The organism is Shewanella sp. SR43-8, assembly GCF_014163775.1.
Classification (GTDB): domain Bacteria; phylum Pseudomonadota; class Gammaproteobacteria; order Enterobacterales; family Shewanellaceae; genus Shewanella; species Shewanella vesiculosa.
Genome location: NZ_JACJDX010000004.1, coordinates 321,855 through 343,526, shown reverse-complemented (window position 1 = coordinate 343,526; position 21,672 = coordinate 321,855). Strand labels below are relative to the sequence as shown.

Below are 21,672 nucleotides of genomic sequence, written 5' to 3'. Positions count from 1 at the left end.
CTCCTTAGAAATTAGCTTGTTTATTCGAGCTCTTCTGCATTGCATCTTCACGGGTAATTAAGCCTCTATTGACCAAGTTTTGCAGACATTGATCAAGGGTTTGCATGCCATGAGACATACCCGTTTGAATAGCGGAGTACATTTGCGCCACTTTGTCTTCACGAATCAGGTTTCGAATTGCTGGAGTACCCATCATAATTTCGTGAGCAGCAACTCGGCCACCGCCAATCTTCTTGATTAATGTTTGCGAAATAACCGCCTGAAGCGATTCAGACAACATGGTGCGCACCATACTTTTTTCACCTTCGGGAAACACGTCGACCACACGGTCAATGGTTTTGGCGGCTGAGGTGGTATGCAAAGTACCAAACACTAAGTGACCGGTTTCGGCTGCTGTCATAGCTAAGCGGATCGTTTCAAGGTCGCGCATCTCGCCCACAAGAATCACATCGGGATCTTCACGTAATGCACTTCTTAATGCGGCATTAAAGCTATGGGTATGTTTGTGAACTTCACGCTGATTGATTAAGCATTGCTTATTTTGATGGACGAATTCTATTGGGTCTTCGATGGTTAAGATATGGTCATGGCGATTTTCATTAACGTAATCGACCATCGCAGCAAGTGTCGTTGATTTACCCGAACCGGTAGGCCCTGTAACTAATACTAATCCACGTGGGTAACTGGCAATTTTTTTAAATATTTCTGGGGCGCCAAGTTGCTCAAGGGATAAAATTTCAGAGGGAATGGTACGAAATACTGCGCCAGCGCCACGGGACTGATTAAATGCGTTAACACGAAAACGCGCTAAATTAGGCACTTCAAATGAAAAATCGATTTCTAGATGTTCTTCATAGTCTTTACGTTGTTTATCATTCATGATGTCATAGACAAGACTATGGACGCCTTGATGATCTAACGCAGGTAAATTGATTTTCCTTACCTCACCGTCAACGCGGATCATAGGAGATACGCCTGCTGAAAGATGTAGATCTGATGCTTTGTGTTTTACACTAAAGGCGAGTAATTCAGTGATTTCCATTGTAGAGACATCCATTTAACCAACATTATGACAACAATAGCAGACAGAATATCAATCGCCCAGAGTAGAATTAATCAAGCGGCGCAAAATTGTTCACGATCATCAGCTGAAATAAGCCTGCTGGCGGTGAGTAAAACTAAACCTATCAGTGACATCATTGCCGCTTATCAAGCTGGACAGCGTCTATTTGGTGAAAATTATGTTCAAGAAGGCGAAACTAAAATTACCGCCTTACAGGCAGATTACCCAGATATCGAATGGCATTTTATCGGCCCATTGCAATCAAACAAAAGCAAAATTGTTGCCGAGCATTTTGATTGGATGCACACCTTAAGTCGCGATAAAATTGCCCAGCGTTTAGATGAGCAACGCCCGAGTAACAAACCGCCATTAAACGTGTGTATTCAAGTTAATATTAGCCAAGAAGAGTCTAAATCGGGCGTCAATGCTGAAGACGTTGCCACGTTAGCGCTTACTATCAACTCTTTATCTCAGCTGACATTACGTGGATTAATGGCGATTCCTACCGCCACTAATGACGAGCAGGTCCAACAACAAGAATTTGCGCAGTTAAAGCAGCTATTTGATCTGCTCAAGCAACAGTATCCTAGCGTTGATACCCTTTCCATGGGCATGAGCAACGACATGGACATCGCCATTGCCAACGGTTCGACCATGGTGCGTATCGGTAGTGCGATCTTTGGCGAAAGATAAAGCTAATAGCCTAGAGCGAAGCTGTCCCTAGAAGCGAAGTGCTCTTTCCGCGCAGCGGCCTAGCAGGAAGCAGTCCGCCCTAGAAGCGTAGCGCCCCTAGAATCCAGAAGCGTGGCGTCCTAGGACTGAATTAGGTAACATACACACGAACTGGACATAAATTCACTCATTTATTGGATACAGACTCAATGACTCAAGCAAAAGTATGTTTTATCGGTGCGGGCAATATGACTCGCAGCATTATTAGTGGCTTAGTTAAACATGGCTATCCTAGTGACCTTATTCATGCAACCAATCCAAGTAAAGGTAAATTGGATGCTTTGCAGCAAGATTTGTCGATTCATGTTTCTCATGATAATAATGCAACAGCACAAGCTGCTGATGTCATTGTACTCAGCGTAAAGCCGCAGTTAATGGCCACCGTTTGCGAAGGCCTCAGCTCACTGGATTTAACCAATAAGTTAATCATTACTATCGCGGCTGGTATTCCTGCATCGCGTTATGCTGTTTATTTTAAACAGCCAATAAAACTTATCCGCACCATGCCTAATACTCCGACACAAATTGGTTACGGCATGACGGGTATTTATGCCGATGACAGTATTTCTGCCGAGCACAAAGCGATTTGCGAAACCTTGATGCAAAGTGGCGGCAAAGTGACCTGGGTTGATAATGAAGCTGAATTAGATCAAGTTATCGCGCTCGCGGGCAGTTCTCCTGCGTATTTCTTCTTGTTTATTGAGTCAATGATCGCTTCTGGGGTCAACATGGGCATGGCAGAAGACAAAGCAAGATTATTGGCAGAACAAGCAGCCTTAGGCGCCGCGCAGATGGTGATTCAAAACCAGCAATTATCGGTGACAGAATTGCGTCAAAATGTGATGTCAAAAGGCGGCACTACAGCCAGAGCCGTTGAAACTTTTCAGCAAGGCGGTTTAGTGGAATTAGTCGATAAAGCAATGACAAACTGTGTTGCCCGCGCCCAAGAAATGGCTAAAACATTTTAACGCGATGAGATGAACTAATATTTAACTTAAAGTTAACCTCTTTGGTGTAAAATAGCTTAGGTAAAACTAAGCTTTAATAGCGCGGATCTGAGCGGTGAGTGATTATATTTGCAGCTTAGTACTGTATTGCTAAACATACATAAGCTCAGTTAATTGAAGCATTGATCCTAGCATGTGTTAAATACTAGATAGCATAAACATAAGCACTAAATTACATAAACGTAAGGCAATATCCATGAATGCAATGAGTTTTTTAGTCAACACCCTGTTTGACTTATACCTAATGATCGTCATTCTTCGTTTTTGGCTACAACTTGCAAGAGCGGATTTTTACAATCCATTTAGCCAATTTGTGGTTAAGGCGACACAACCGATTATCGCCCCAATGCGCCGACTATTGCCTTCGATAGGACGTATTGATACTTCATCGATGTTACTGGCCTTTATCGTCGTAATGGTAAAAATGTTAGTACTTACTTTCATGGCAGGCGCTGCGGTAGATATTCTTACCTTGGTATTGTTCTCAGTGATTTCTGTGGTAAAACAAGCCGGAGTATTACTTTTTTGGATGCTACTTGTTCGAGCGGTGTTGAGTTGGTTTAATCAAGGTTACAACCCAATTGTGATGGTAATGACTCAGTTAACAGAACCAATTTTAGCCCCAGTACGCAAAGTACTACCTGCAATTGGCGGCTTAGATTTATCTGTGTTGGTAGTATTTATTGCCATGAACTTCATTAATATGTTGTGTGCACAGTACATCCCTTTTTGGGCGATTATTTAGTTGTTGGACATCACTAAATAATGACGGCTATAAGCTATTCCAACGATGAGCAGCAAGGTGACTTGCTGCTTTTTGTTTATCTACAACCCAAAGCAAGCCGCGATCAAATTATCGGCTTACACGGTAACGAATTAAAAATAGCCATAACTGCACCTCCAATTGACGGTAAAGCCAATGCTCATTTATCTAAGTATCTTGCAAAAGCCTGTAAAGTGGCAAAAAGTCAGGTGCATATCCTCAAAGGTGAACATAGCCGTCATAAGCAAATACAAATATGCCAGCCGCAAGTTATTCCAGCAGAAATAGCCGCACTTTTAAAGCTCACTCATCTATAATAACCCTATTGCTCAGCTCGCTAAGGACAAGATCATGTTTCAATCATTGCGTTTATCTCGCTCACTTTTACCGATATTATTATTGTCATTGATGGCAATGACGAGTACAGCTCAGGCAGAACAAAAACAGCAAGTCGGTAATTTCGATATTCACTACATGGCGCTCAATAGCACCTTTATTACACCAGAAATAGCCAAAACCTATGGTATTGAACGCAGTAGTTATAATGGTCTAGTTAATATTACCGTTCTCAATACCAGCCAAGATGGACACCCAGCAGTGCCAGTTGAAATATCGGGTATCGCCAATAACCTACTTGATGCACGCATAACGCTTGATTTTAAAGAAATCCGTGAAGGAAACTCAATCTATTACATAGCAGAAGTGCCTTATCGTGACGACCAAGAAGTTAATTTTACGATTACCATTAAGTACGGCAAACAACTAAACACCTCATTGAAGTTTAAACAAAAGTTTTATGTCGATTAAGGCCTAAAATCTCGATAGCAAGCGATAAAAAGCATAGAGCACTTCGCTGCTATGACGCTTGGCGGCTAGAGGCTATAAAATCAACAGCCTAGTCGCCCAGCAACTCAATCTTAGCAGCGAAGCTGTGCCTAGCTGTGACCGAGTTACGACCTCGCAGGACGCAGTCGGCCCTCTGGCGAGCCCGAGAGTTCCTAGCGCCGTAGCGCATCGCGGCTTTGTTAGCGTATAATAACGACAAATTTTTCTTCATTTCAAAAGCAAACCTATGCAGACTCCAATCAAACAACAAATTGTTCTTGCCAGTGGCAACAAAGGCAAACTTGCCGAATTTGATCAAATGCTTGCGGCATTTAACATTGAAGTACTACCGCAGAACCAATTTAATGTTTCTGAGGTGGCTGAAACAGGCACAACGTTTGTTGAGAATGCCATTATTAAAGCGCGTCATGCGGCTGAAATTACCGGAAAAGCCGCTATTGCAGATGATTCAGGCATTGAAGTTGATGCACTACAAGGTCAACCAGGCATATATTCCGCGCGTTATTCGGGTGAAGGGGCTACTGAAACCAGCAATTACCTTAAATTACTTGATGCACTCCAGGGTGAAACGCTTCGCAGCGCTCGGTTTCAATGTGTGCTGGTATACATGCGCCATGCAAAAGATCCGACCCCCATTATTTGCCAAGCATCATGGGAAGGCACCATAAACCATGCCCCGCAAGGTGAACAAGGCCATGGATATGACCCCGTTTTTATTCCTCAAGGCTTTGACTGCTCTGCAGCTGAACTCACTGGCGATCAGAAAAATGCTCACAGTCATCGAGGTAAAGCACTGAAACTGTTAGTGAGCGCCATGCAAGCCCAAGGCATAATCTTATCGACTAACACATCGAACAGTTCGTCGAGCAATACAATAACAATGGATGAGCAATCATAAATGACATTGCAATTACCGCCACTGAGTTTATATATTCATATACCTTGGTGCGTTCAAAAGTGCCCTTATTGTGATTTTAACTCCCATGGCCAAAATGGTGAGTTGCCACAGCAGCAATATGTTGATGCGTTATTAAACGACTTAACACAAGACTTGGCTTATGTTCAAGGTCGAAAAATCCATACTATTTTTATCGGTGGTGGCACACCATCGTTATTTGATGCTAGCCAAATTCAACGCATACTTGATGGTGCACAAGCATTAATCCCTTTTGAAGATGATATAGAAATCACTATGGAAGCTAATCCTGGCACATTAGAGCATGATGACTTTAGTGCTTATCGTGCAGCGGGTGTGACGCGGCTTTCCATTGGGGTGCAAAGCTTCTCTAAAGAAAAACTTAACTTGCTTGGTCGGATCCATAATGAAGATGAAGCTAAAGTTGCGGCACAAAAAGCTAAGCAAGCAGATTATTTGAGTTTTAATCTCGACTTAATGCATGGTTTACCGAATCAAAGCTTTGATGAAGCCATGCATGATATCGATACCGCCACGGCATTAGCTCCGCCACATCTTTCGTGGTATCAACTTACCATTGAACCTAATACCTTATTTCATTCAAAGCCGCCTCAATTACCGGACGATGAGAACCTGTGGCAAATTTATGAACAAGGCCAACAGCGCTTAGCGGCATTAGGTTATGAGCAGTACGAAATATCGGCCTATGCAAAGCCTGGTTACCAATGCCGTCATAACCTTAACTATTGGCAATTTGGCGACTACCTTGGTATTGGCTGTGGAGCTCACGGCAAAATCACCTTGCCCGAATCAAATCAGATTGTGCGTACCGTTAAAATAAAGCATCCAAAAGGTTATCTTGCTGCGGATAAATATACCTTTGAAACCACAGATGTCGTAGAAGAGGACCGCCCATTAGAGTATTTAATGAATCGCCTTAGATTGATGATCCCAATTCCTAAAGCTGAGTTTGAACAGCGTACCGGGCAAGCGGCAGAAGTGGTACAGCAAGGCATGCAAAAATCCATTGAACGAGGCTTACTAACCGAAACCGCAACACACTGGCAGCTGACGCCTAAAGGGCATATGTTTGTAAATGATTTACTGTCTCAATTTATTTAACTGCACAATATAACTCGCGGTTTACTTTAATAAACAGTTAACTGCGAGTTAATCTTTATCCATTAATGTATAAATCTTCGACCGCAAATACACATCCTCTAACATTTCTATTCACACTTTTAGGCAAAGCTTTATTAGGATGTGCTCCTACATTTAGGTACTTTGGGAAGATATCCATGTCTATAAAAACAAAAACAACTCTGGTTGCTGTTGCTTTATCAAGCTTATTAAGTACATCGGCCCTTGCACAATTACAAAATGCGCCGCTGTCTAGCCCACAAGAAAGTACAGCTGTAGCCACACAACATAGTGAATCTGAAAAAGCCAATGCATTGTTTGAAGCCATTTTTATGGAAAACGTCATGGCAAATCCGATTAATCAAACTTACCTTGGTATCAAACAAGATTACGGTAAATGGAATGACCTATCAGATGCTGCTGCCGATGCCGACATCGCTCGCAACAAAGAGCAACTCACCAGACTAACCCAGCTTGATACAGCAAAACTGGATGAGCAAGCACTGCTAAGTTATGAACTATTAAAGGCCGATTTAGAAAACACCATAAGCGACGATCAGTGGCGTTATTACAACTATCCGATGAACCAAATGTACGGTGTTCATTCAATGGTGGCATCATTTCTTATCAATCAACACCAAATAACAGATGAAAGTGATGCTAAAGCCTATATCAGCCGATTAAACGCGGTACCGACCCTATTCTCGCAATTAGAAACATCATTAGAAACGCGAGCGCAAAAACACATCATAGCGCCAAAGTTTGTTTTCCCTTATGTGATTTCCGACAGCAAAAATATTATTAGTGGTGCTCCTTTTAGCGATACAGGTAAAGACAGTGCGTTATGGGCTGACGCTAAACGCAAAATCAATAAACTCGATATCACTGATGATAAAAAAGACCTCTTATTAAATGAAGTAAAACAAGCCCTGCTCACTAACGTCAAACCGGCTTATGAAAAGTTAATCACTTATACCAAGACGCTCGAAGCACGTGCCGATACTAAAGACGGAGTATGGAAGCTACCTAATGGAGAAGCGTTTTATAATAACGCCCTCGCCCGCACTACCACCACGAACATGAGTGCAGACACCATTCATGATCTCGGTCTAACTGAAGTTAAGCGTATTCATGACGAAATGCGTGTCATTATGAAAAAGGTTCAATTTGCGGGTAGCTTAAAAGAATTTTTTGCATTCATGCGTGATGACAAACAGTTTTATTATCCTGATTCTGATGCCGGTAAAGCAGAGTATCTAGCTCAAGCTAAGTCAATCATAGATAATATGAAGACTCGACTAGACGAAGTGTTTACCATTCAACCTAAAGCCGATTTAGTTGTTAAAAAAGTTGAAGCATTTAGAGAAAAATCCGCAGGTAAAGCATTTTACGATCAACCTGCACCAGATGGCTCTCGTCCAGGGACTTATTACGCTAACTTATACAAAATGGATGCGATGCCAAAGTACCAAATGGAAGCGCTGGCTTATCATGAAGGGATCCCTGGTCATCATATGCAAATTGCTATAGCACAAGAACTGCAAGGTATTCCAAAATTCCGCAAGTTTGGTGGTTATACTGCTTATATTGAAGGTTGGGGACTTTATTCAGAATATTTCCCTAAGGAAATGGGCTTATATGCTGACCCATACTCTGACTTTGGTCGTCTATCGATGGAGTTATGGCGTGCATGCCGTTTAGTGGTTGATACAGGGATCCACGCTAAAAAGTGGACTCGTGAACAAGGCATTGCCTATTATGTTGAAAATACGCCAAATGCTGAATCCGATGCGATTAAAATGGTCGAGCGCCATATTGTAATGCCATCACAAGCTACCGCATATAAAGTCGGTATGATTAAAATATTACAGCTACGTGAACAAGCCAAAAAAGAGTTAGGCTCAAAGTTTGATATTCGCGAGTTCCACACTTTAATTTTGAAAAATGGTCCATTGCCATTAGACATACTTGAAGAGCAAGTCAACAAATGGATTAAACAAGTGAACTCACTGTAACTGACAATGGGTCATCTGCACCAACGTAAAACGGCAACCTAAGGTTGCCGTTTTCATGTCACCATTACCACAAAAAAATAACCCCAGAACAAAGTCTGGGGTAAACCAAATAAACTAGGATGATGGTTTTAAGGCCGGCATTGTTTTAGTTCGAAAAGCATTGCCAACTCTGATCCAAAATTTGCTACCTTGCAGATTTGTACGCTTAATTGAAAAGGGGTCATTTCTCAACCAAACGCATGCTTCAAATCATTTCGAATCAACACACAACCATTGTATTGATATCAGAACAGACTTCAACCACTAAAGCAGCGTAAATCACTAACCCCTTGATTAGCAGGTTACGGATCAACTAATAAAGACATAGCTTAAATATTTGATATAAAAGGGATAAAAATAGAACAGAACCTACAAGCAAAGCTTTGTTTTAAAAATAAAACAATGTTTCCACTTTGCTTAACATTAACGCTAAATAAGAGAGGGAGTAAATATGAATAAAGCGATTTGTTTTAAGTTTGCAGCATCAAACTTGTCATATCTTTTTCACAATAGGCTTATTGAAAAATCAATACGCCTATTGTGAGTAGATATCATCCTGCTCGCGGAAAAATGGCTATTTGATAAGCCCTTATTATCCGGCGTTGATGTTATTTACGCAGTTTATACAGGTGATCGAACTTAGCGTCCCAATATGGCGGGCTGCTAATATGCGTTTTAATAAAATCAATAAATGCACTGACTTTAGGAGCCAAGTGTTTACGACGAGGATATACAGCTTGTAATGGAAGGTTATGTGTCAACTGCCAATCGGGTAATAAAGGTACTAAAGTCCCTTGAGCAATCTCATCTTCCATCAAATAACTGGCTAAATACACAATGCCTAAACCACTCACCGCTGCCGATTTTAATGCTGGAGCATTATCAACACGGAAATTGCCTGACACGCCAATTTCGCAATAATCTTCACCTTTTCTAAATTGCCACATGCTGTGTTCATGCCACTCGCCTTGGTACACCAAACAATTGTGTTCGACTAATTGCTCAGGGCGGCTAATGTTACCATGTTGGGCAATATACCCCGGTGATGCGACTAACAAAAATTGACACTTCATTAGCGGTCTTGCCACCATACCTAGCGGCAATTGCTCAGACATGGTTAACAATAAATCTAAGCCTTCGCTGACAACATCAACTTTATGATCAAGTAAACTGACTTGCAGCTCAAGATCAGGATGTCTTGCCATAAACTCTGGTAAAGCGGGGATAATATGCATAGTACCAAATGATTGCGAGATCCCGACCTTCAATACTCCACGAGTTGCATCATTCAAGTTGTGCACACTCGATACGGCCTGCTCTGCATCGCGAAGTAATTCTTCACCCTGAAGATACAATAAATTACCGGCTTCAGTAAGACTTAAACTACGTGTTGTACGCTGGATCAGCTGGACACCAAGTTTATGTTCAAGATCTGCAACTTGAGTGCTCACTTTAGATTTAGAAATGCCAAGACGTCTGGCTGCAGCACTAAAACTTCCTGCTCGTGCAACGTGAGTAAAAATTGCGATAGGTTCTAACAGTTCTAACATGAAAGTCGCCTTAAGCTGGTTACGACATTAATAATAATTTCAGATATCTGTTCTAGTAACTAAACCTTGCCAAGCATCAAAATCAATATTCACTTGTTATGTTTTTTTACTGCTAAATAAGCACCAAAACACATGAATACTGTCAATCAACATCAACAATTGAAGATTCTAAAATATAACCACATCTAAAGTAGAGTGTAACTTTGTTATAATTGGCACCAGTATAGCAAAAAAAGCCTATATGGTTCTATATTTATAATTGACAATCTCTTTATCAGAACAAAGCAACACCAGCTATAGCGGCATAATCGTTAAAATAGGCGCAAAAAAAAGCCCCTGTGTCTTAATAAGAGCACAGGGGAAGGTCAGGTGTCGGGGAGACATATTGACGGTAAATCGATATAGGTTACTTTGCTGCTTCACCTAACTTAGCTAAGGTATAAGGAGCTAATTCAGGAATAGCCTGACGGGTTTGATTTTCAAGCACTAATAAAGTGGCAAAGTTATCACATACCTTATCGGCACGATCTTCAAGACCTTGCGATTGCGACTCAAGTTGCTTTTCGATGTCGGCACCGACGTTGTCCATCTTTTGTGAAAAAGCATTCATTTTCTCTTCAAATGAACCCCCTTCTGAAGACATTATTTGGCTACCCAGTGTCATCATTAATGAACCCATTGAACTGGTAACCATTTGTTCCATTTCTTGCTCAAACTCTTTGTTAAAAGCTTGCTCAATTGATGCTTCTGTTGAGCCTAAATAAAATTTATCGCCTTGTTGATATGCCATGGTATCAACACGCTTTTGAATACCGACCATTAATTTATCGATATGAACATTAGCTGCATCACCAAAAATAGGTGTTAACGCCATATTAACCGCTTGAGTAGCCACAGAAACAACATCTCCAACAAGGTCTATCACATCTGGCACTTGGCGAGAAAGTTCTTCAGAGTACTGGGTGAGTAATTTTTGTTGTTTGTCATTAAGAGTCACTTTTTTACCCTCAACATAAAGCTGACCTAACTCAACACGATACTTTTCGATTCCATTATCGCTAATTTGTAGCGTAGTCGGCTCAACCGTTACGTCGTAGTTTAGGGTTACGTTACACTTCTCATCATTCAATGACATTTTTGCCATTGCAGGTGTTAACGCCCCAGCGGTGAATAACACACTCGTTAACGCTAAACCACAAATCAACTTTTGCTTAGTCATGATAAAAATCCTTTTGGTATACGAATATCAATAATTAGGTCGGATATGAAAGGTATATAGCATAAGTTATGCCAAAAACTATAAGATTATGATTTATATTGAATTAAAAGCTTAGAAACAAAAAAGATGGGCGAGTAGAGAAACAATAGCGGAAGTGTATTCGTAAAATAAACCAAAAAGTAGTCTATTTTACGAATCTCAATAATAATTAATTTATCTGCACCAAACTAAAAAATAGATCGACCGAGTTGCTGACTGAAGTGCTCAAGCATCGCAGTGCCGGCAAGTGAGTTGCCATTAACATCAAGCTCAGGTGACCAGACACAAATTGACATGTCACCAGGGATAACCGCAATAATCCCGCCGCCCACACCACTTTTACCCGGCATACCCACGCGGTAAGCAAACTCACCTGCACCATCGTATAGTCCCGATGTTGCCAGTAATGCATTAAGTTGCCGAGTTTGCACAGGCGATACTAAACTGTCGCCATCGAGCGTTTTACCACGATTAGCTAAATAGAACATAGCCCGAGACAAATCAGCGCAATTCATTCTTAATGCACAATAATGAAAATAACTTTTAAGCACGGTATTAACGTCGCCGTCAAAATTACCAAATGACTTCATCAAATAAGCAATAGATGCATTGCGGGCGCTGAACTGGAACTCAGAGTCCGCGACGACTTTATCGTAAGTGAGTATTGGGTTTTGGCTTAATTGGCGGACCACTTCCAACATACGATGCTTAGGTGCCCCAAGACGCGCTTGCAGCAAGTCGGCTATTACCAGTGCACCGGCATTAATAAAAGGGTTGCGAGGTTTACCGCGCTCTAATTCAACCTGCACGAGGGAATTGAACGAGTGTCCTGAGGGTTCTTTGCCTACCCGACTCCAGATTTCATCTTCGGTATATAAATTCAGTGCCAGAGTTAAGCTAAAAACTTTAGAAATACTTTGAATTGAAAAAGGTTCGAGGTAATCACCGGCACCAATTGTTTGACCATCAATGGTGGTGACTGCAATACCTATTTTATTAGGGTCAACACAGGCAAGAGCAGGAATATATCCTGCCACCTTGCCTTTACCCAAAAGCGATTTTACTTTATCGACAGCTTGCTGAAGTAATAATTGCTCTGGCAATTTAGCTTAACCCCACCAAATATCATATAAATCACTGACTTCAAGGTTAGAAACAGGCTTATCTTTCCAGAATGTTTTGACTGCTGCAGTATCTTCATCAGTACATTTACCAATAGCTTGGGTAGCAATAATACCTTCCCATTGCTTGTGTCCACCACCGTGGAAACCTAATTGACGAGGTTCAATAACTTCAATAAGAAACTGATCGACTAAGTTATCAATATCTTGCTCAGAAACTGACTCATCAAAGGTCCAGTTAATTTCAAAACCTAGCTCTTGAAACTCATCAACTCGTAATTTTTTACGTAAACGACGACTACGATTTTGCGCCATGGTATATTCTCCGATTGCTGAAAGTGTAGTTGTGATTAAGCGATACGCTCAAACATGATATCCCATACGCCGTGACCAAGTCTGTGGCCCCTTGCTTCAAACTTTGTTAGCGGACGATGGTCTGGACGTTCGACAACTGTACCAGTTGTTGATTGATTTTTATAACCTTCTGCTGCACTCATTATCTCTAACATATGCTCGCTGTAATTTTCCCAATCGGTTGCCATGTGAAACACGCCACCAATCTTAAGCTTACGGCGGATAAGCTGTACAAACTCAGCTTGCACAATGCGGCGCTTATGATGGCGCTTTTTATGCCAAGGATCTGGGAAAAATAATTGAACGCGCTCAAGTGAACCATCAACAATGCTGTGCTCTAACACTTCCATTGCATCGTGATGATATACACGTAAGTTAGTGACTTCAGCAGCACCAGCATCAGCAAGACACGTACCAATACCTGGCTTATGAACTTCTATGCCAATAAAGTTTTGCTCTGGGGCAGCTTTTGCCATTTGCACTAATGATGCGCCCATACCAAAACCGATTTCTAACACGGTATCAGCATCGCGACCGAACACTTGAGTTAACTCCAACGCTTGTGGAGTGTAATCAAGCCCCATTGTTGGCCAATATGCTTCAATTGCTTGAGATTGACCTTTAGTTAAACGGCCCTCGCGTAAAACAAAACTTCTGATTTTACGAATATACTTACCTTCTTCGTTAAATTCAGCTGTGGTAACGTCGCTCATTTTTGCCTCGTTGTCTGCGTATTCTGTTGTGCTGTGTAACTAGTGATAAAATCAGCTAGTGGCTATATGCCATTAAGCCACTTTTAACTAGCACGTTACGCAATTGCTATCTGTAATAGATCATTTATAAAGTCAGTTGCGCATTATACCTAAACTGATCGCACATGTTTATGCTAATTTATGTTTTTAAATAGCGCGGCTACTTGTGTAATAAAATGCCTATGGCTACACTGCGCCCATGAAAAATCTAAGCCCATTTTCTGAGCGTATTATCGCTTGGTACGACCTGCATGGTCGCAAATCACTGCCTTGGCAGCTCAATAAAACGCCTTACCGTGTTTGGGTGTCGGAGATCATGCTCCAGCAAACTCAAGTTGCGACGGTGATTCCCTATTATGAAAAATTTATGGCGCGCTTCCCAAGCGTTGTCGATCTTGCTAATGCGCATCAAGATGAAGTGCTGCATTTGTGGACCGGCTTAGGTTATTACGCCAGAGCCCGTAATCTACATAAAGCAGCACAGCATATACGTGATGCCTTTGATGGCAAGTTTCCCACTCAGTTTGAAGATGTTGTGGCTTTATCTGGAATAGGTAAATCTACCGCTGGGGCGATACTGTCATTATCACTTGGTCAACACCACCCTATTTTAGATGGAAATGTTAAACGAGTATTGGCCAGACATGGTGCTATTGCAGGTTGGCCAGGACAAAAAAACGTTGAGCAGCAATTATGGCAATTAACGGATGCGTTAACACCTGCCAAAAATGTTGAAAAGTTTAACCAAGCTATGATGGATATTGGTTCAAGTGTTTGTACTCGCAGCAAACCTAATTGCGCAGCCTGTCCTGTGGCAATTGATTGTGTAGCGCAACAAAGTGGCCATCAAAGCCTATATCCAGGTAAAAAGCCTAAAAAAGTGACGCCCGAAAAATCAGCCTTTATGGTGGTTTTAGTTGATAACAGCGAAGATTCTATAAAAGTTCAATTAATCCAGCGCCCACCAGCAGGTATATGGGGAGGGTTATGGTGTTTTCCACAATTTGAGCATCAAGCAGAATTAAATGACTATTTAACCCTGCATAATTTGACACAATCTGAACAAGGGCTTGCAGGGTTTAGGCATACCTTTAGTCATTTCCATCTTGATATTCAACCCGTATTAGTTGAACTATCTGTTGCTCAAGCTACTGGCATCATGGAACAAACCTCGGCTCTCTGGTATAACATAGAGCAACCTGCGAAAGTCGGCTTAGCAGCAGCCACAGAACGCATTTTGGCTAATTTAGCCGTACTTTTCGCGACACATTAGTGTTTACAGTAATTAATAAAGTTAGTAAGGAATCATCATGGCTCGCACAGTTCACTGTCAACATCTCAATAAATCAGCTGATGGCTTAGATTTTCAGCTTTACCCAGGCGAATTGGGTAAGCGCATTTTTGACAATATCAGTAAAGAAGCTTGGGGCTTATGGCAAAAGAAGCAAACCATGCTCATTAACGAGAAAAAACTCAATATGATGAATGTTGATGACCGCAAGTTTCTTGAAGAGCAAATGACTCACTTTTTATTTGAAGGTAAAGACGTTGAAATCGAAGGTTATGTTCCACCAGCGGAAGATGAATAACCTAGCAATATAATTGATAACAGTATTAAACAACAAAGCCGCTTAACTTAGCGGCTTTGTTTTATTCATCACTAATCCGACAGGTTATTGTTTAACGCCTTCCACTACCAAGGCTAATTCAACATTAGCGGAAGCTGGACCTAAATCCATTTTGACACCGAAATCTTTCATCGCAAAACTGGTTGTACCGGTAAAACCTGCACGGTAACCACCCCATGGATCTTTACCTTCACCGATAGCAACAGCATCAATAGTTAACGGTTTGGTTACACCATTTAAGGTAAAGTCACCATTAATCACAAACTGGTTATTACCTTTATCGACAATCGATGTTGATGTGAAAGAAGCCTCTGGGAATTTGCTGGTATTTAAAAAGTCTGCGCTGCGCAAATGCTTGTCACGTTCAGCATGATTAGAATCAACACTGTTTGTATTAATTTTAACATTCACTTTGCCGTCTGCTACTTTGGCAGCATCGAAACTGAAGTCACCAGAGAACTCATTAAAGCGTCCCACCACAAAGCTATAACCCAAATGGCTTACACTAAATTGAATTGATGCATGTGCACCTTGAGTGTCGATAACATAGTCGGCAGCGTTAACAGCAACAGGTAACATAAACGTTGCACCCATGAGTGCTGCTATAAGGTGTTTTTTCATGACTTTTATTCCTTTAAGTTAATAACAAGTAGATAAATAGGTAGTGATATACATCGAACATAACGGTTAATCGGTTCGACGGTTAAACCATTCGATTATTTGCTGATACGACTTGGCAGCAACATTCTTTTAAGCGTGTTGTCTTTATCAATAACATGATGCTTAATCGCACCTGCGGCATGCAACACAACCACCCCCATTAAGCTATAAGCAAGGTATTGATGTATCACTCCAGCGGTATCGGCTTGATCATCAATAAAAGCGTCAGGAAATAGCACGGCAAACCAATCAAAAATCCAAATATCTCGACCATCAGCTGTCGAAATCATAATTCCTGAACACATAATGAGTAACATTAACGTATAAAGAGCAGTATGCGCCCACTTAGCCGCACGTTTTTCCCATGGCTGATGGTTCGATAATGGACTAGGAGCATGTGATATGGTCCGCCAAACAAACCTCAATAGTGTTAATCCAAGTAAAAGCAGACCGACACTTTTATGAAGATGTGGTGCCGTTTGGTACCAACTACTATAGTAGGTAAGATCTACCATCCAATAGCCTACGCTAAATAGACCAATAACAGCGATGGCGGACAACCAATGAATCATAATGGTCACTAAACCATAGCCAGTCGGAGTGTTTTTTAACATGTCTTACTTTCCTCTAAACAAGTCACAACATTTTAACGTTAATTTTGGGAAAGAAAATCAGTAAAAATAGCCAAAATCGTTCTATAAAATAGAATTAATAGATTTTAAGATAAAGAATGACCGCATAATTAAGCAAACTCTAATTAAACATATATCAATTGTAGTCACTACTAATCAAATATCATCAAGCCCGGTTGTTCGTCCGTCGTTAACATTCTTCAAACTAACCGGTTTGATTTTTATGAAACAAAGCGACACAAGTGTTAAAGACTCTGTCTCTAGCTGCGCTAATGTCTGGTAAAAAATTTATAAGATTAAAAGAGCTTCGAGCAGCGTTTGTGGTGAGTTTAAACTGCGTTATCGCTTACTGATGTAGCTTAACGACATGTCATAAACTCTGCCTTGAATTAAACGGCTATACATAGCTGCACAATTAATGTTGTTAGATTAGCTGGCATAATTCAGACCTATCTGAATCACTTCTCTCCCGTTGAGTAAATGTCCTCGCATTTCAGTGAACCTAAATTAAGATAAAATGCCCTATAAAAAGTTCACTTCTTTACATGTAAAGAAGTGAACTATCAACGACTCGAGCTGGCCGTTAAAGCCAAAACTCTAACTATTAGTTAAAAATCGGTCTAATGCAGATCAAGAAACGACAAATTCAATTTTCTGATTACTTTTTATTTAATCGTCAGCAAGCATCTATGACTTTATTCTTGGTGATTAATGCTGATAAACCACTTTCTGGGGTTAAAATCGATAAAAAAGCATCATTTTGCACATTAACTAGCCGAACGAGTGAAAACATTTAAAAAACCACTTGCACGATAAAATCCATCACTATACTATGTGCGCACTCCAGACGAGACAGGCATTGATTACCAAGTTAATACCTAGTTTGCAGTAGATAACTAACACTTAGTTAGTTGCCCGAATAGCTCAGTTGGTAGAGCAGAGGATTGAAAATCCTCGTGTCCCTGGTTCGATTCCGGGTTCGGGCACCACAATTAGCCGGCATAGCTCAGTTGGTAGAGCAACTGACTTGTAATCAGTAGGTCCCGAGTTCGACTCTTGGTGCCGGCACCATAAAAAACAAAAAAGCCACTCAATGAGTGGCTTTTTTGTATCTAATTATCCCCACCTACTAAATAATACAAGCTCACATTAAGCCCAGTATTCGCCCATAAAGCACAACGAATTCAGCTATATCAATATTACTGGATAAATGATTAAAAGTTCGCCTTATCAGATTAACTTAACCTCAAATAAACAATCAAAGATATATCCAGCTTAGATTAACTCGCATCCACTACAGTGTTTCAGAGACATACTATAAGCAAAAAGAGAGCCTAGGCTCCCTTTTTCGGTTGATAAGATCGCTTTAAACGGTAAACGTTATTTCCAACGTCTCATCTTATGACCTTTAACGGCATAAAATAGAATGAATAAGTAGCATGGAAACATCACCATATACCCGCCCTGCATACCTAAGGATGTCGCTGAACTGGTTAGTCCCCAAAATAGTGGTCCAAAAGCGCCACCGGCAATCCCCATTATTAACAATGCAGAACCTGTGCTGGTCAGTTTACCCATACCTGAAAGCGCCAATGGCCACACAGCTGGCCACACTATGGCATTGGCTAAGCCTAAAAATGCAATCATCAATAATGTATCGGGAAGTTGGGCACCACCAAAAGGAACTAATAAAACGTTAGCTATGACATAAGACTGGCTATCACCAAACACGATACCGGCAGTTAATATCAATCCTAAAATAGCACTGAGCATTAATGCATTGGGTTGGGAAATAAAACGGGGAATACAAATAATGCCTAAGGTATACCCTAGTACCATGCACAGCATGGTATAGGATGTCATTACCCCGTAATTCTCAACACCTAGCGTCAATGCAAATGTTCCAATCGTGTCGCCAGCAATAACCTCAACAGCCACATAAACAAATAAAGCAATAACACCTAATGCCAAACTTGGATGAGACAAAGCCTGTTTGATCTGGCCTTTTTCTGAATCGATTTCTGCTTGCTCTTGTTCCAATTCAGGCAGAGGTGATTTTTTCACTGCAAAAGCAAGAACACCAATAAAGATAGCCATGCCAAGATAAGGATAAATTAAGCTATTGGCCATTTCATCAATTTGAATAGAGGTTAATTCAGTACCGACTCGCTCTTTAAAACTATCTAAAATAAGTGCTGTGAATACCATAGGTGCAATCACGCCGGCGCCTTTATTCAAAATACCCATTACGCTTACACGTGCTGCGGCTGACTCTTCAGGACCTAAGCGAACCACGTAAGGATTAACCGCTGTTTGTAATAGTGTCTGCCCTGTCCCCATGACAAGCTGAGCCACTAGAAATAATATAAATACTTGGGTTTGGGCTGCTGGGATAAATAATAAACCAGCCAACATCATTATTCCCATGCCTAATGCCATACCATTTTTATAACCCACTTTACGAATAACCCAGGCTGAGGGTAATGCGGTAAACGTTACCGCAATATAAAATGAAAAGAGGATTAACGAAGCTTGAAAAGGGCTTAGCTGTAATATTTGCTTTAAGTAAGGCATTAAGGAGCCATTTAACCAGGTAGCAAAGCCAAGAATAAAAAATAAAATTGCCACAATTGTCATTGGTACAACACTATTTTCTGCCGATGTTTTTGTTGTTGTCATTTCCATAAACCTGCTCATTATTATATTTATAGGGAGGACTTAGTGGTTTAGAAATATCAATATTAATTGAGGAATATTAATACACACTCACCACTAAGACAGCCTTGTCATCCATAACTAACAACTCACTTTAATAGCTGAGTTAACCTTATACTCTTATGAATATTTTTCGACGGTACATCCACCACAGTACGAGCCATTGCACTGTGACTAAACCTATGACACTGATCATTAACTGACTGGAAGCTGGTGCTGAACGAATCACTCCACCTAACAAGCTTTGAGTGATATAAGACCAATCAAGGATACTTGTTCCTAAATAAACAATAATGGAGTTAACACCAATAATAACAAATACATAAGACCATTTCTGCCATTTTAGTACATCGATAATGGCATAAAATATGTTAAAAAATAGTAAGCTCCACCCTAATGTCACGAGTACAAAGCTACTGCTCCACAGATCTTTATTTACAGGAATAATAAAGTCGAGTAACCACCCGCCGGACCACAGAAGTAGCGCACAGAGCATCATAATGCTCACTTTAGCCCAATCGCCTTTGGGGTGTGGCTTAACAATGTATTGGCCCACAAACACACCACATAATGCGTTAATGGTAGCGGGGAATGTCGATAGCACGCCTTCAGGATCAAGTGCGCGATGCTGATAAGCCATACCCGGTCGTAATATACTGTCTATATAAGTATTAAGACTTCCATCTGCAGTAAATACTCCTGCTTGGCCGCCAGGAAAACCAACAAAACACTGTAATAAAATATAAAAAATGAACATCGATATGGTGATTAATATTTGAACTCGCAGCGAGGTGTGCCACACCACCATTGCCGCAAAAAACCATGCAAAACCAATACGCGCTAGTACACTTGAAAATCTAATGTGTTCTGGGTCAATAGGGATCCCAGTCCCCCATCCATGGTTATATAACACTCCCAATGCAATCAGTAACAGTAAACGTGTTAATGCATAACGGTATAGCGGAATTCGCTCACGAAAAGCCAATAAGTCGATACGCTTAGGTGATAGACCGAGCGCCACACCCGATAAGAAAATAAACAAAGGAAAAATTAAGTCATAAAAGGTAAAGCCGTACCATTGACTATGTTGGGTCTGAGCTTCAGCAACACGCCATCCCGCCCACCCCGTTAAAGCAAATAACGCGGCAAAAATGCCTTCGCCACCGATAATCCAAAACATGTCAAAGCCACGTAATGCATCAAGTGACATAAGTCTGGGTTTGCTGGGCTTATCACGTTGAGTATTAGACTCAATTTTGCGATTAACTGACATCATAGTCTCTTTCATATTTACACAATTAGACAGCAAGCTTTACTGCGCAAAAACGACGTTGCCAGCAATATAGGTGCGACTGACTTTATTGGCCGGATTTAATAACACTAGATCAGCTCTATAACCTGGTTTAATTAAACCTAGTTGTTGCTCTAAACCGAGAAATGTTGCTGGATATAACGATGCCATTCGTAAAGCTTCTTCATGACATAACCCAAGCATAGCCACGCTATTATTCACCGCCCCAACCATGTCTAAAACACAACCGGCTAATTCTCCCGTGGCTGCATTAAGTCTGTCCCCCTGACGAGTAACCTGAGTACCAAATAATTTGAAACTGGCATCATCACTCATACCAACAGGCGGCATAGCATCGGTTACCAGCATGACTTTACCTTTAGGCTTAGCATTTATGGCTATTTTTGCTGCCGCAGGATGAACATGATGTCCATCGACAATTAAGCCACACCAGGCATCTTGACTTTCAAGCGCAGCACCGACCATGCCAGGTTCGCGTGAACCTAAAGCAGACATCGCATTATATAAGTGGGTAAATCCTGTAGCTCCAGCCTCTAATGCTGCATTCACTGTGTCATAGTCAGCATTTGAGTGCCCTAAACAGACTTTGACGCCTGCTGACACCAGTGCCTTAATAACCTGAGTTGACACATTTTCAGGCGCCAGCGTGACCACTTTAATGCCTAAGTCTTGACGACTAAAAATACTCAGTTCTTTTTCACTAATTTGCCGAATATAGCACTGTGGATGTACACCTTTTTTAGGCACACTTAAATGTGGACCTTCAAAATGAATACCTAAAACACCAGCTTGTTGATTTGCAATAGCCACCGCAACCGTATCGGCTGCTTTTGTCATAATACTTACATCATCAGTAATTAATGTGGGTAAGAAACCTGTGGTCCCAAATCGTGCATGAGCACGGCCAATAATTTCAATACACTCGGTACTAGGCTCAGCATTAAATAACGCCCCGCCACCACCGTTCACTTGCACATCGACAAACCCTGGTGTGAGCGTACCCGCTAATTTTGTGACGGTATGGTGTTCGACATCAATTACATCTTCAGCACGTATGACAGCAGTGATCTTGCCTGCATCTATGGTTACGGCCATATTTTTATGAAATGACTCACCATCAAATAATCGCTCAACAATCAGGATTTGTTTCATAATACTCTCTGCTCTAT

21 protein-coding genes and 2 tRNA genes are annotated in these 21,672 nt (G+C 41.1%); 12 read left to right on the top strand and 11 right to left on the bottom strand.

The genetic code is table 11. The features are described 5' to 3' along the window. Nucleotides 1-4: 4 nt before the first annotated feature. Nucleotides 5-1,042, bottom strand: coding sequence for a type IV pilus twitching motility protein PilT (locus H5114_RS07360; RefSeq protein WP_011638307.1), 1,038 nt, complete (start codon nt 1,040-1,042; stop codon nt 5-7). A gap of 27 nt (nt 1,043-1,069) precedes the next feature. On the opposite strand from H5114_RS07360, the gene H5114_RS07355 reads away from it, so the two are divergent. The 8 genes from H5114_RS07355 to H5114_RS07320 all read left to right on the top strand — a co-directional run bounded on the left by H5114_RS07355 (nt 1,070) and on the right by H5114_RS07320 (nt 8,482). After that, the gene (locus tag H5114_RS07355; RefSeq protein WP_182722557.1) at nt 1,070-1,756 is read left to right on the top strand and encodes a YggS family pyridoxal phosphate-dependent enzyme; all 687 of its coding nucleotides are present in this window, start codon (nt 1,070-1,072) and stop codon (nt 1,754-1,756) included. Nucleotides 1,757-1,944: 188 nt separating this feature from the next. After that, nucleotides 1,945-2,763: a pyrroline-5-carboxylate reductase gene (gene proC, locus H5114_RS07350; protein ID WP_182722556.1), complete on the top strand. Its 819-nt coding sequence runs from the start codon at nt 1,945-1,947 to the stop codon at nt 2,761-2,763. A 235-nt stretch (nt 2,764-2,998) separates the two neighbouring features. Beyond that, the gene (locus tag H5114_RS07345; protein ID WP_124017182.1) at nt 2,999-3,547 is read left to right on the top strand and encodes a YggT family protein; all 549 of its coding nucleotides are present in this window, start codon (nt 2,999-3,001) and stop codon (nt 3,545-3,547) included. A 20-nt stretch (nt 3,548-3,567) separates the two neighbouring features. Beyond that, nucleotides 3,568-3,882: a DUF167 family protein YggU gene (yggU, locus tag H5114_RS07340; RefSeq protein WP_124017181.1), complete on the top strand. Its 315-nt coding sequence runs from the start codon at nt 3,568-3,570 to the stop codon at nt 3,880-3,882. A gap of 91 nt (nt 3,883-3,973) precedes the next feature. Beyond that, the gene (locus H5114_RS07335) at nt 3,974-4,372 is read left to right on the top strand and encodes a DUF4426 domain-containing protein (protein WP_371697567.1); all 399 of its coding nucleotides are present in this window, start codon (nt 3,974-3,976) and stop codon (nt 4,370-4,372) included. Nucleotides 4,373-4,637: 265 nt separating this feature from the next. Then, nucleotides 4,638-5,309, top strand: coding sequence for an RdgB/HAM1 family non-canonical purine NTP pyrophosphatase (gene rdgB, locus H5114_RS07330; RefSeq protein ID WP_124017180.1), 672 nt, complete (start codon nt 4,638-4,640; stop codon nt 5,307-5,309). Further along, on the top strand, nt 5,310-6,449 hold the full coding sequence (hemW, locus tag H5114_RS07325; protein WP_182722554.1) for a radical SAM family heme chaperone HemW: 1,140 nt from the start codon (nt 5,310-5,312) through the stop codon (nt 6,447-6,449). A gap of 176 nt (nt 6,450-6,625) precedes the next feature. Then, nucleotides 6,626-8,482 carry a DUF885 family protein gene (locus tag H5114_RS07320; protein WP_182722553.1) on the top strand — a complete coding sequence of 619 codons (1,857 nt, stop codon included), beginning with the start codon at nt 6,626-6,628 and terminating at the stop codon, nt 8,480-8,482. Between the two features lie 647 nt (nt 8,483-9,129). Here the strand turns inward: H5114_RS07320 and H5114_RS07315 are convergent. The 5 genes from H5114_RS07315 to trmB all read right to left on the bottom strand — a co-directional run bounded on the left by H5114_RS07315 (nt 9,130) and on the right by trmB (nt 13,517). Next, on the bottom strand, nt 9,130-10,071 hold the full coding sequence (locus tag H5114_RS07315; RefSeq protein WP_124017177.1) for a LysR family transcriptional regulator: 942 nt from the start codon (nt 10,069-10,071) through the stop codon (nt 9,130-9,132). A gap of 406 nt (nt 10,072-10,477) precedes the next feature. Beyond that, nucleotides 10,478-11,290 (bottom strand): YggN family protein, encoded by an 813-nt coding sequence (locus H5114_RS07310; RefSeq protein WP_124017176.1) that lies wholly within the window; start codon nt 11,288-11,290, stop codon nt 10,478-10,480. A 227-nt stretch (nt 11,291-11,517) separates the two neighbouring features. Next, nucleotides 11,518-12,432, bottom strand: a complete 915-nt coding sequence (gene glsB / locus H5114_RS07305) for a glutaminase B (RefSeq protein ID WP_182698364.1) — start codon at nt 12,430-12,432, stop codon at nt 11,518-11,520. A 6-nt stretch (nt 12,433-12,438) separates the two neighbouring features. Further along, a complete protein-coding gene (locus tag H5114_RS07300) occupies nt 12,439-12,765 on the bottom strand; it encodes a YggL family protein (RefSeq protein ID WP_182698363.1) in 327 nt (108 codons plus the stop codon). Between the two features lie 35 nt (nt 12,766-12,800). Further along, nucleotides 12,801-13,517 carry a tRNA (guanosine(46)-N7)-methyltransferase TrmB gene (gene trmB, locus H5114_RS07295; RefSeq protein WP_182698362.1) on the bottom strand — a complete coding sequence of 239 codons (717 nt, stop codon included), beginning with the start codon at nt 13,515-13,517 and terminating at the stop codon, nt 12,801-12,803. A gap of 238 nt (nt 13,518-13,755) precedes the next feature. On the opposite strand from trmB, the gene mutY reads away from it, so the two are divergent. Together mutY and H5114_RS07285 are read left to right on the top strand one after the other, a co-directional pair. After that, nucleotides 13,756-14,829 (top strand): A/G-specific adenine glycosylase, encoded by a 1,074-nt coding sequence (gene mutY / locus H5114_RS07290; RefSeq protein ID WP_182698361.1) that lies wholly within the window; start codon nt 13,756-13,758, stop codon nt 14,827-14,829. Nucleotides 14,830-14,866: 37 nt separating this feature from the next. Beyond that, the gene (locus H5114_RS07285) at nt 14,867-15,145 is read left to right on the top strand and encodes an oxidative damage protection protein (protein ID WP_101086395.1); all 279 of its coding nucleotides are present in this window, start codon (nt 14,867-14,869) and stop codon (nt 15,143-15,145) included. An 84-nt stretch (nt 15,146-15,229) separates the two neighbouring features. Here H5114_RS07285 and H5114_RS07280 read toward each other — a convergent pair whose 3' ends face one another. Next, nucleotides 15,230-15,805, bottom strand: a complete 576-nt coding sequence (locus H5114_RS07280) for a YceI family protein (RefSeq protein WP_124017171.1) — start codon at nt 15,803-15,805, stop codon at nt 15,230-15,232. A 95-nt stretch (nt 15,806-15,900) separates the two neighbouring features. Then, on the bottom strand, nt 15,901-16,458 hold the full coding sequence (locus tag H5114_RS07275) for a cytochrome b (RefSeq protein WP_182722552.1): 558 nt from the start codon (nt 16,456-16,458) through the stop codon (nt 15,901-15,903). Between the two features lie 931 nt (nt 16,459-17,389). On the opposite strand from H5114_RS07275, the gene H5114_RS07270 reads away from it, so the two are divergent. Both H5114_RS07270 and H5114_RS07265 read left to right on the top strand, forming a co-directional pair. Continuing rightward, nucleotides 17,390-17,465, top strand: a tRNA-Phe gene (locus H5114_RS07270). A gap of 6 nt (nt 17,466-17,471) precedes the next feature. Then, a tRNA-Thr gene (locus tag H5114_RS07265) sits at nt 17,472-17,547 on the top strand. A gap of 309 nt (nt 17,548-17,856) precedes the next feature. On the opposite strand, the gene nagP is transcribed toward H5114_RS07265, so the two are convergent. The 3 genes from nagP to nagA form a co-directional block, all read right to left on the bottom strand. Continuing rightward, nucleotides 17,857-19,161 (bottom strand): N-acetylglucosamine MFS transporter NagP, encoded by a 1,305-nt coding sequence (gene nagP, locus H5114_RS07260; RefSeq protein WP_404948343.1) that lies wholly within the window; start codon nt 19,159-19,161, stop codon nt 17,857-17,859. Nucleotides 19,162-19,303: 142 nt separating this feature from the next. Further along, nucleotides 19,304-20,464 carry a transmembrane glucosamine N-acetyltransferase NagX gene (nagX, locus tag H5114_RS07255; protein ID WP_182722550.1) on the bottom strand — a complete coding sequence of 387 codons (1,161 nt, stop codon included), beginning with the start codon at nt 20,462-20,464 and terminating at the stop codon, nt 19,304-19,306. A 39-nt stretch (nt 20,465-20,503) separates the two neighbouring features. After that, on the bottom strand, nt 20,504-21,655 hold the full coding sequence (gene nagA, locus H5114_RS07250) for an N-acetylglucosamine-6-phosphate deacetylase (protein WP_182698356.1): 1,152 nt from the start codon (nt 21,653-21,655) through the stop codon (nt 20,504-20,506). Nucleotides 21,656-21,672: the final 17 nt, after the last annotated feature.

Bases quoted from the DNA above. Each gene is read 5' to 3' on its own strand.
- nagX (WP_182722550.1), bottom strand. From the start codon at position 20,464: ATGTCAGTTAATCGCAAAATTGAGTCTAATACTCAACGTGATAAGCCC.
- H5114_RS07310 (WP_124017176.1), bottom strand. From the start codon at position 11,290: ATGACTAAGCAAAAGTTGATTTGTGGTTTAGCGTTAACGAGTGTGTTA.
- H5114_RS07280 (WP_124017171.1), bottom strand. From the start codon at position 15,805: ATGAAAAAACACCTTATAGCAGCACTCATGGGTGCAACGTTTATGTTA.
- yggU (WP_124017181.1), top strand. From the start codon at position 3,568: ATGACGGCTATAAGCTATTCCAACGATGAGCAGCAAGGTGACTTGCTG.
- proC (WP_182722556.1), top strand. From the start codon at position 1,945: ATGACTCAAGCAAAAGTATGTTTTATCGGTGCGGGCAATATGACTCGC.
- nagP (WP_404948343.1), bottom strand. From the start codon at position 19,161: ATGGAAATGACAACAACAAAAACATCGGCAGAAAATAGTGTTGTACCA.
- H5114_RS07345 (WP_124017182.1), top strand. From the start codon at position 2,999: ATGAATGCAATGAGTTTTTTAGTCAACACCCTGTTTGACTTATACCTA.
- mutY (WP_182698361.1), top strand. From the start codon at position 13,756: ATGAAAAATCTAAGCCCATTTTCTGAGCGTATTATCGCTTGGTACGAC.
- H5114_RS07285 (WP_101086395.1), top strand. From the start codon at position 14,867: ATGGCTCGCACAGTTCACTGTCAACATCTCAATAAATCAGCTGATGGC.
- H5114_RS07335 (WP_371697567.1), top strand. From the start codon at position 3,974: ATGGCAATGACGAGTACAGCTCAGGCAGAACAAAAACAGCAAGTCGGT.
- H5114_RS07315 (WP_124017177.1), bottom strand. From the start codon at position 10,071: ATGTTAGAACTGTTAGAACCTATCGCAATTTTTACTCACGTTGCACGA.
- hemW (WP_182722554.1), top strand. From the start codon at position 5,310: ATGACATTGCAATTACCGCCACTGAGTTTATATATTCATATACCTTGG.
- nagA (WP_182698356.1), bottom strand. From the start codon at position 21,655: ATGAAACAAATCCTGATTGTTGAGCGATTATTTGATGGTGAGTCATTT.
- H5114_RS07355 (WP_182722557.1), top strand. From the start codon at position 1,070: ATGACAACAATAGCAGACAGAATATCAATCGCCCAGAGTAGAATTAAT.
- H5114_RS07300 (WP_182698363.1), bottom strand. From the start codon at position 12,765: ATGGCGCAAAATCGTAGTCGTCGTTTACGTAAAAAATTACGAGTTGAT.
- rdgB (WP_124017180.1), top strand. From the start codon at position 4,638: ATGCAGACTCCAATCAAACAACAAATTGTTCTTGCCAGTGGCAACAAA.
- trmB (WP_182698362.1), bottom strand. From the start codon at position 13,517: ATGAGCGACGTTACCACAGCTGAATTTAACGAAGAAGGTAAGTATATT.
- H5114_RS07275 (WP_182722552.1), bottom strand. From the start codon at position 16,458: ATGTTAAAAAACACTCCGACTGGCTATGGTTTAGTGACCATTATGATT.
- H5114_RS07320 (WP_182722553.1), top strand. From the start codon at position 6,626: ATGTCTATAAAAACAAAAACAACTCTGGTTGCTGTTGCTTTATCAAGC.
- H5114_RS07360 (WP_011638307.1), bottom strand. From the start codon at position 1,042: ATGGAAATCACTGAATTACTCGCCTTTAGTGTAAAACACAAAGCATCA.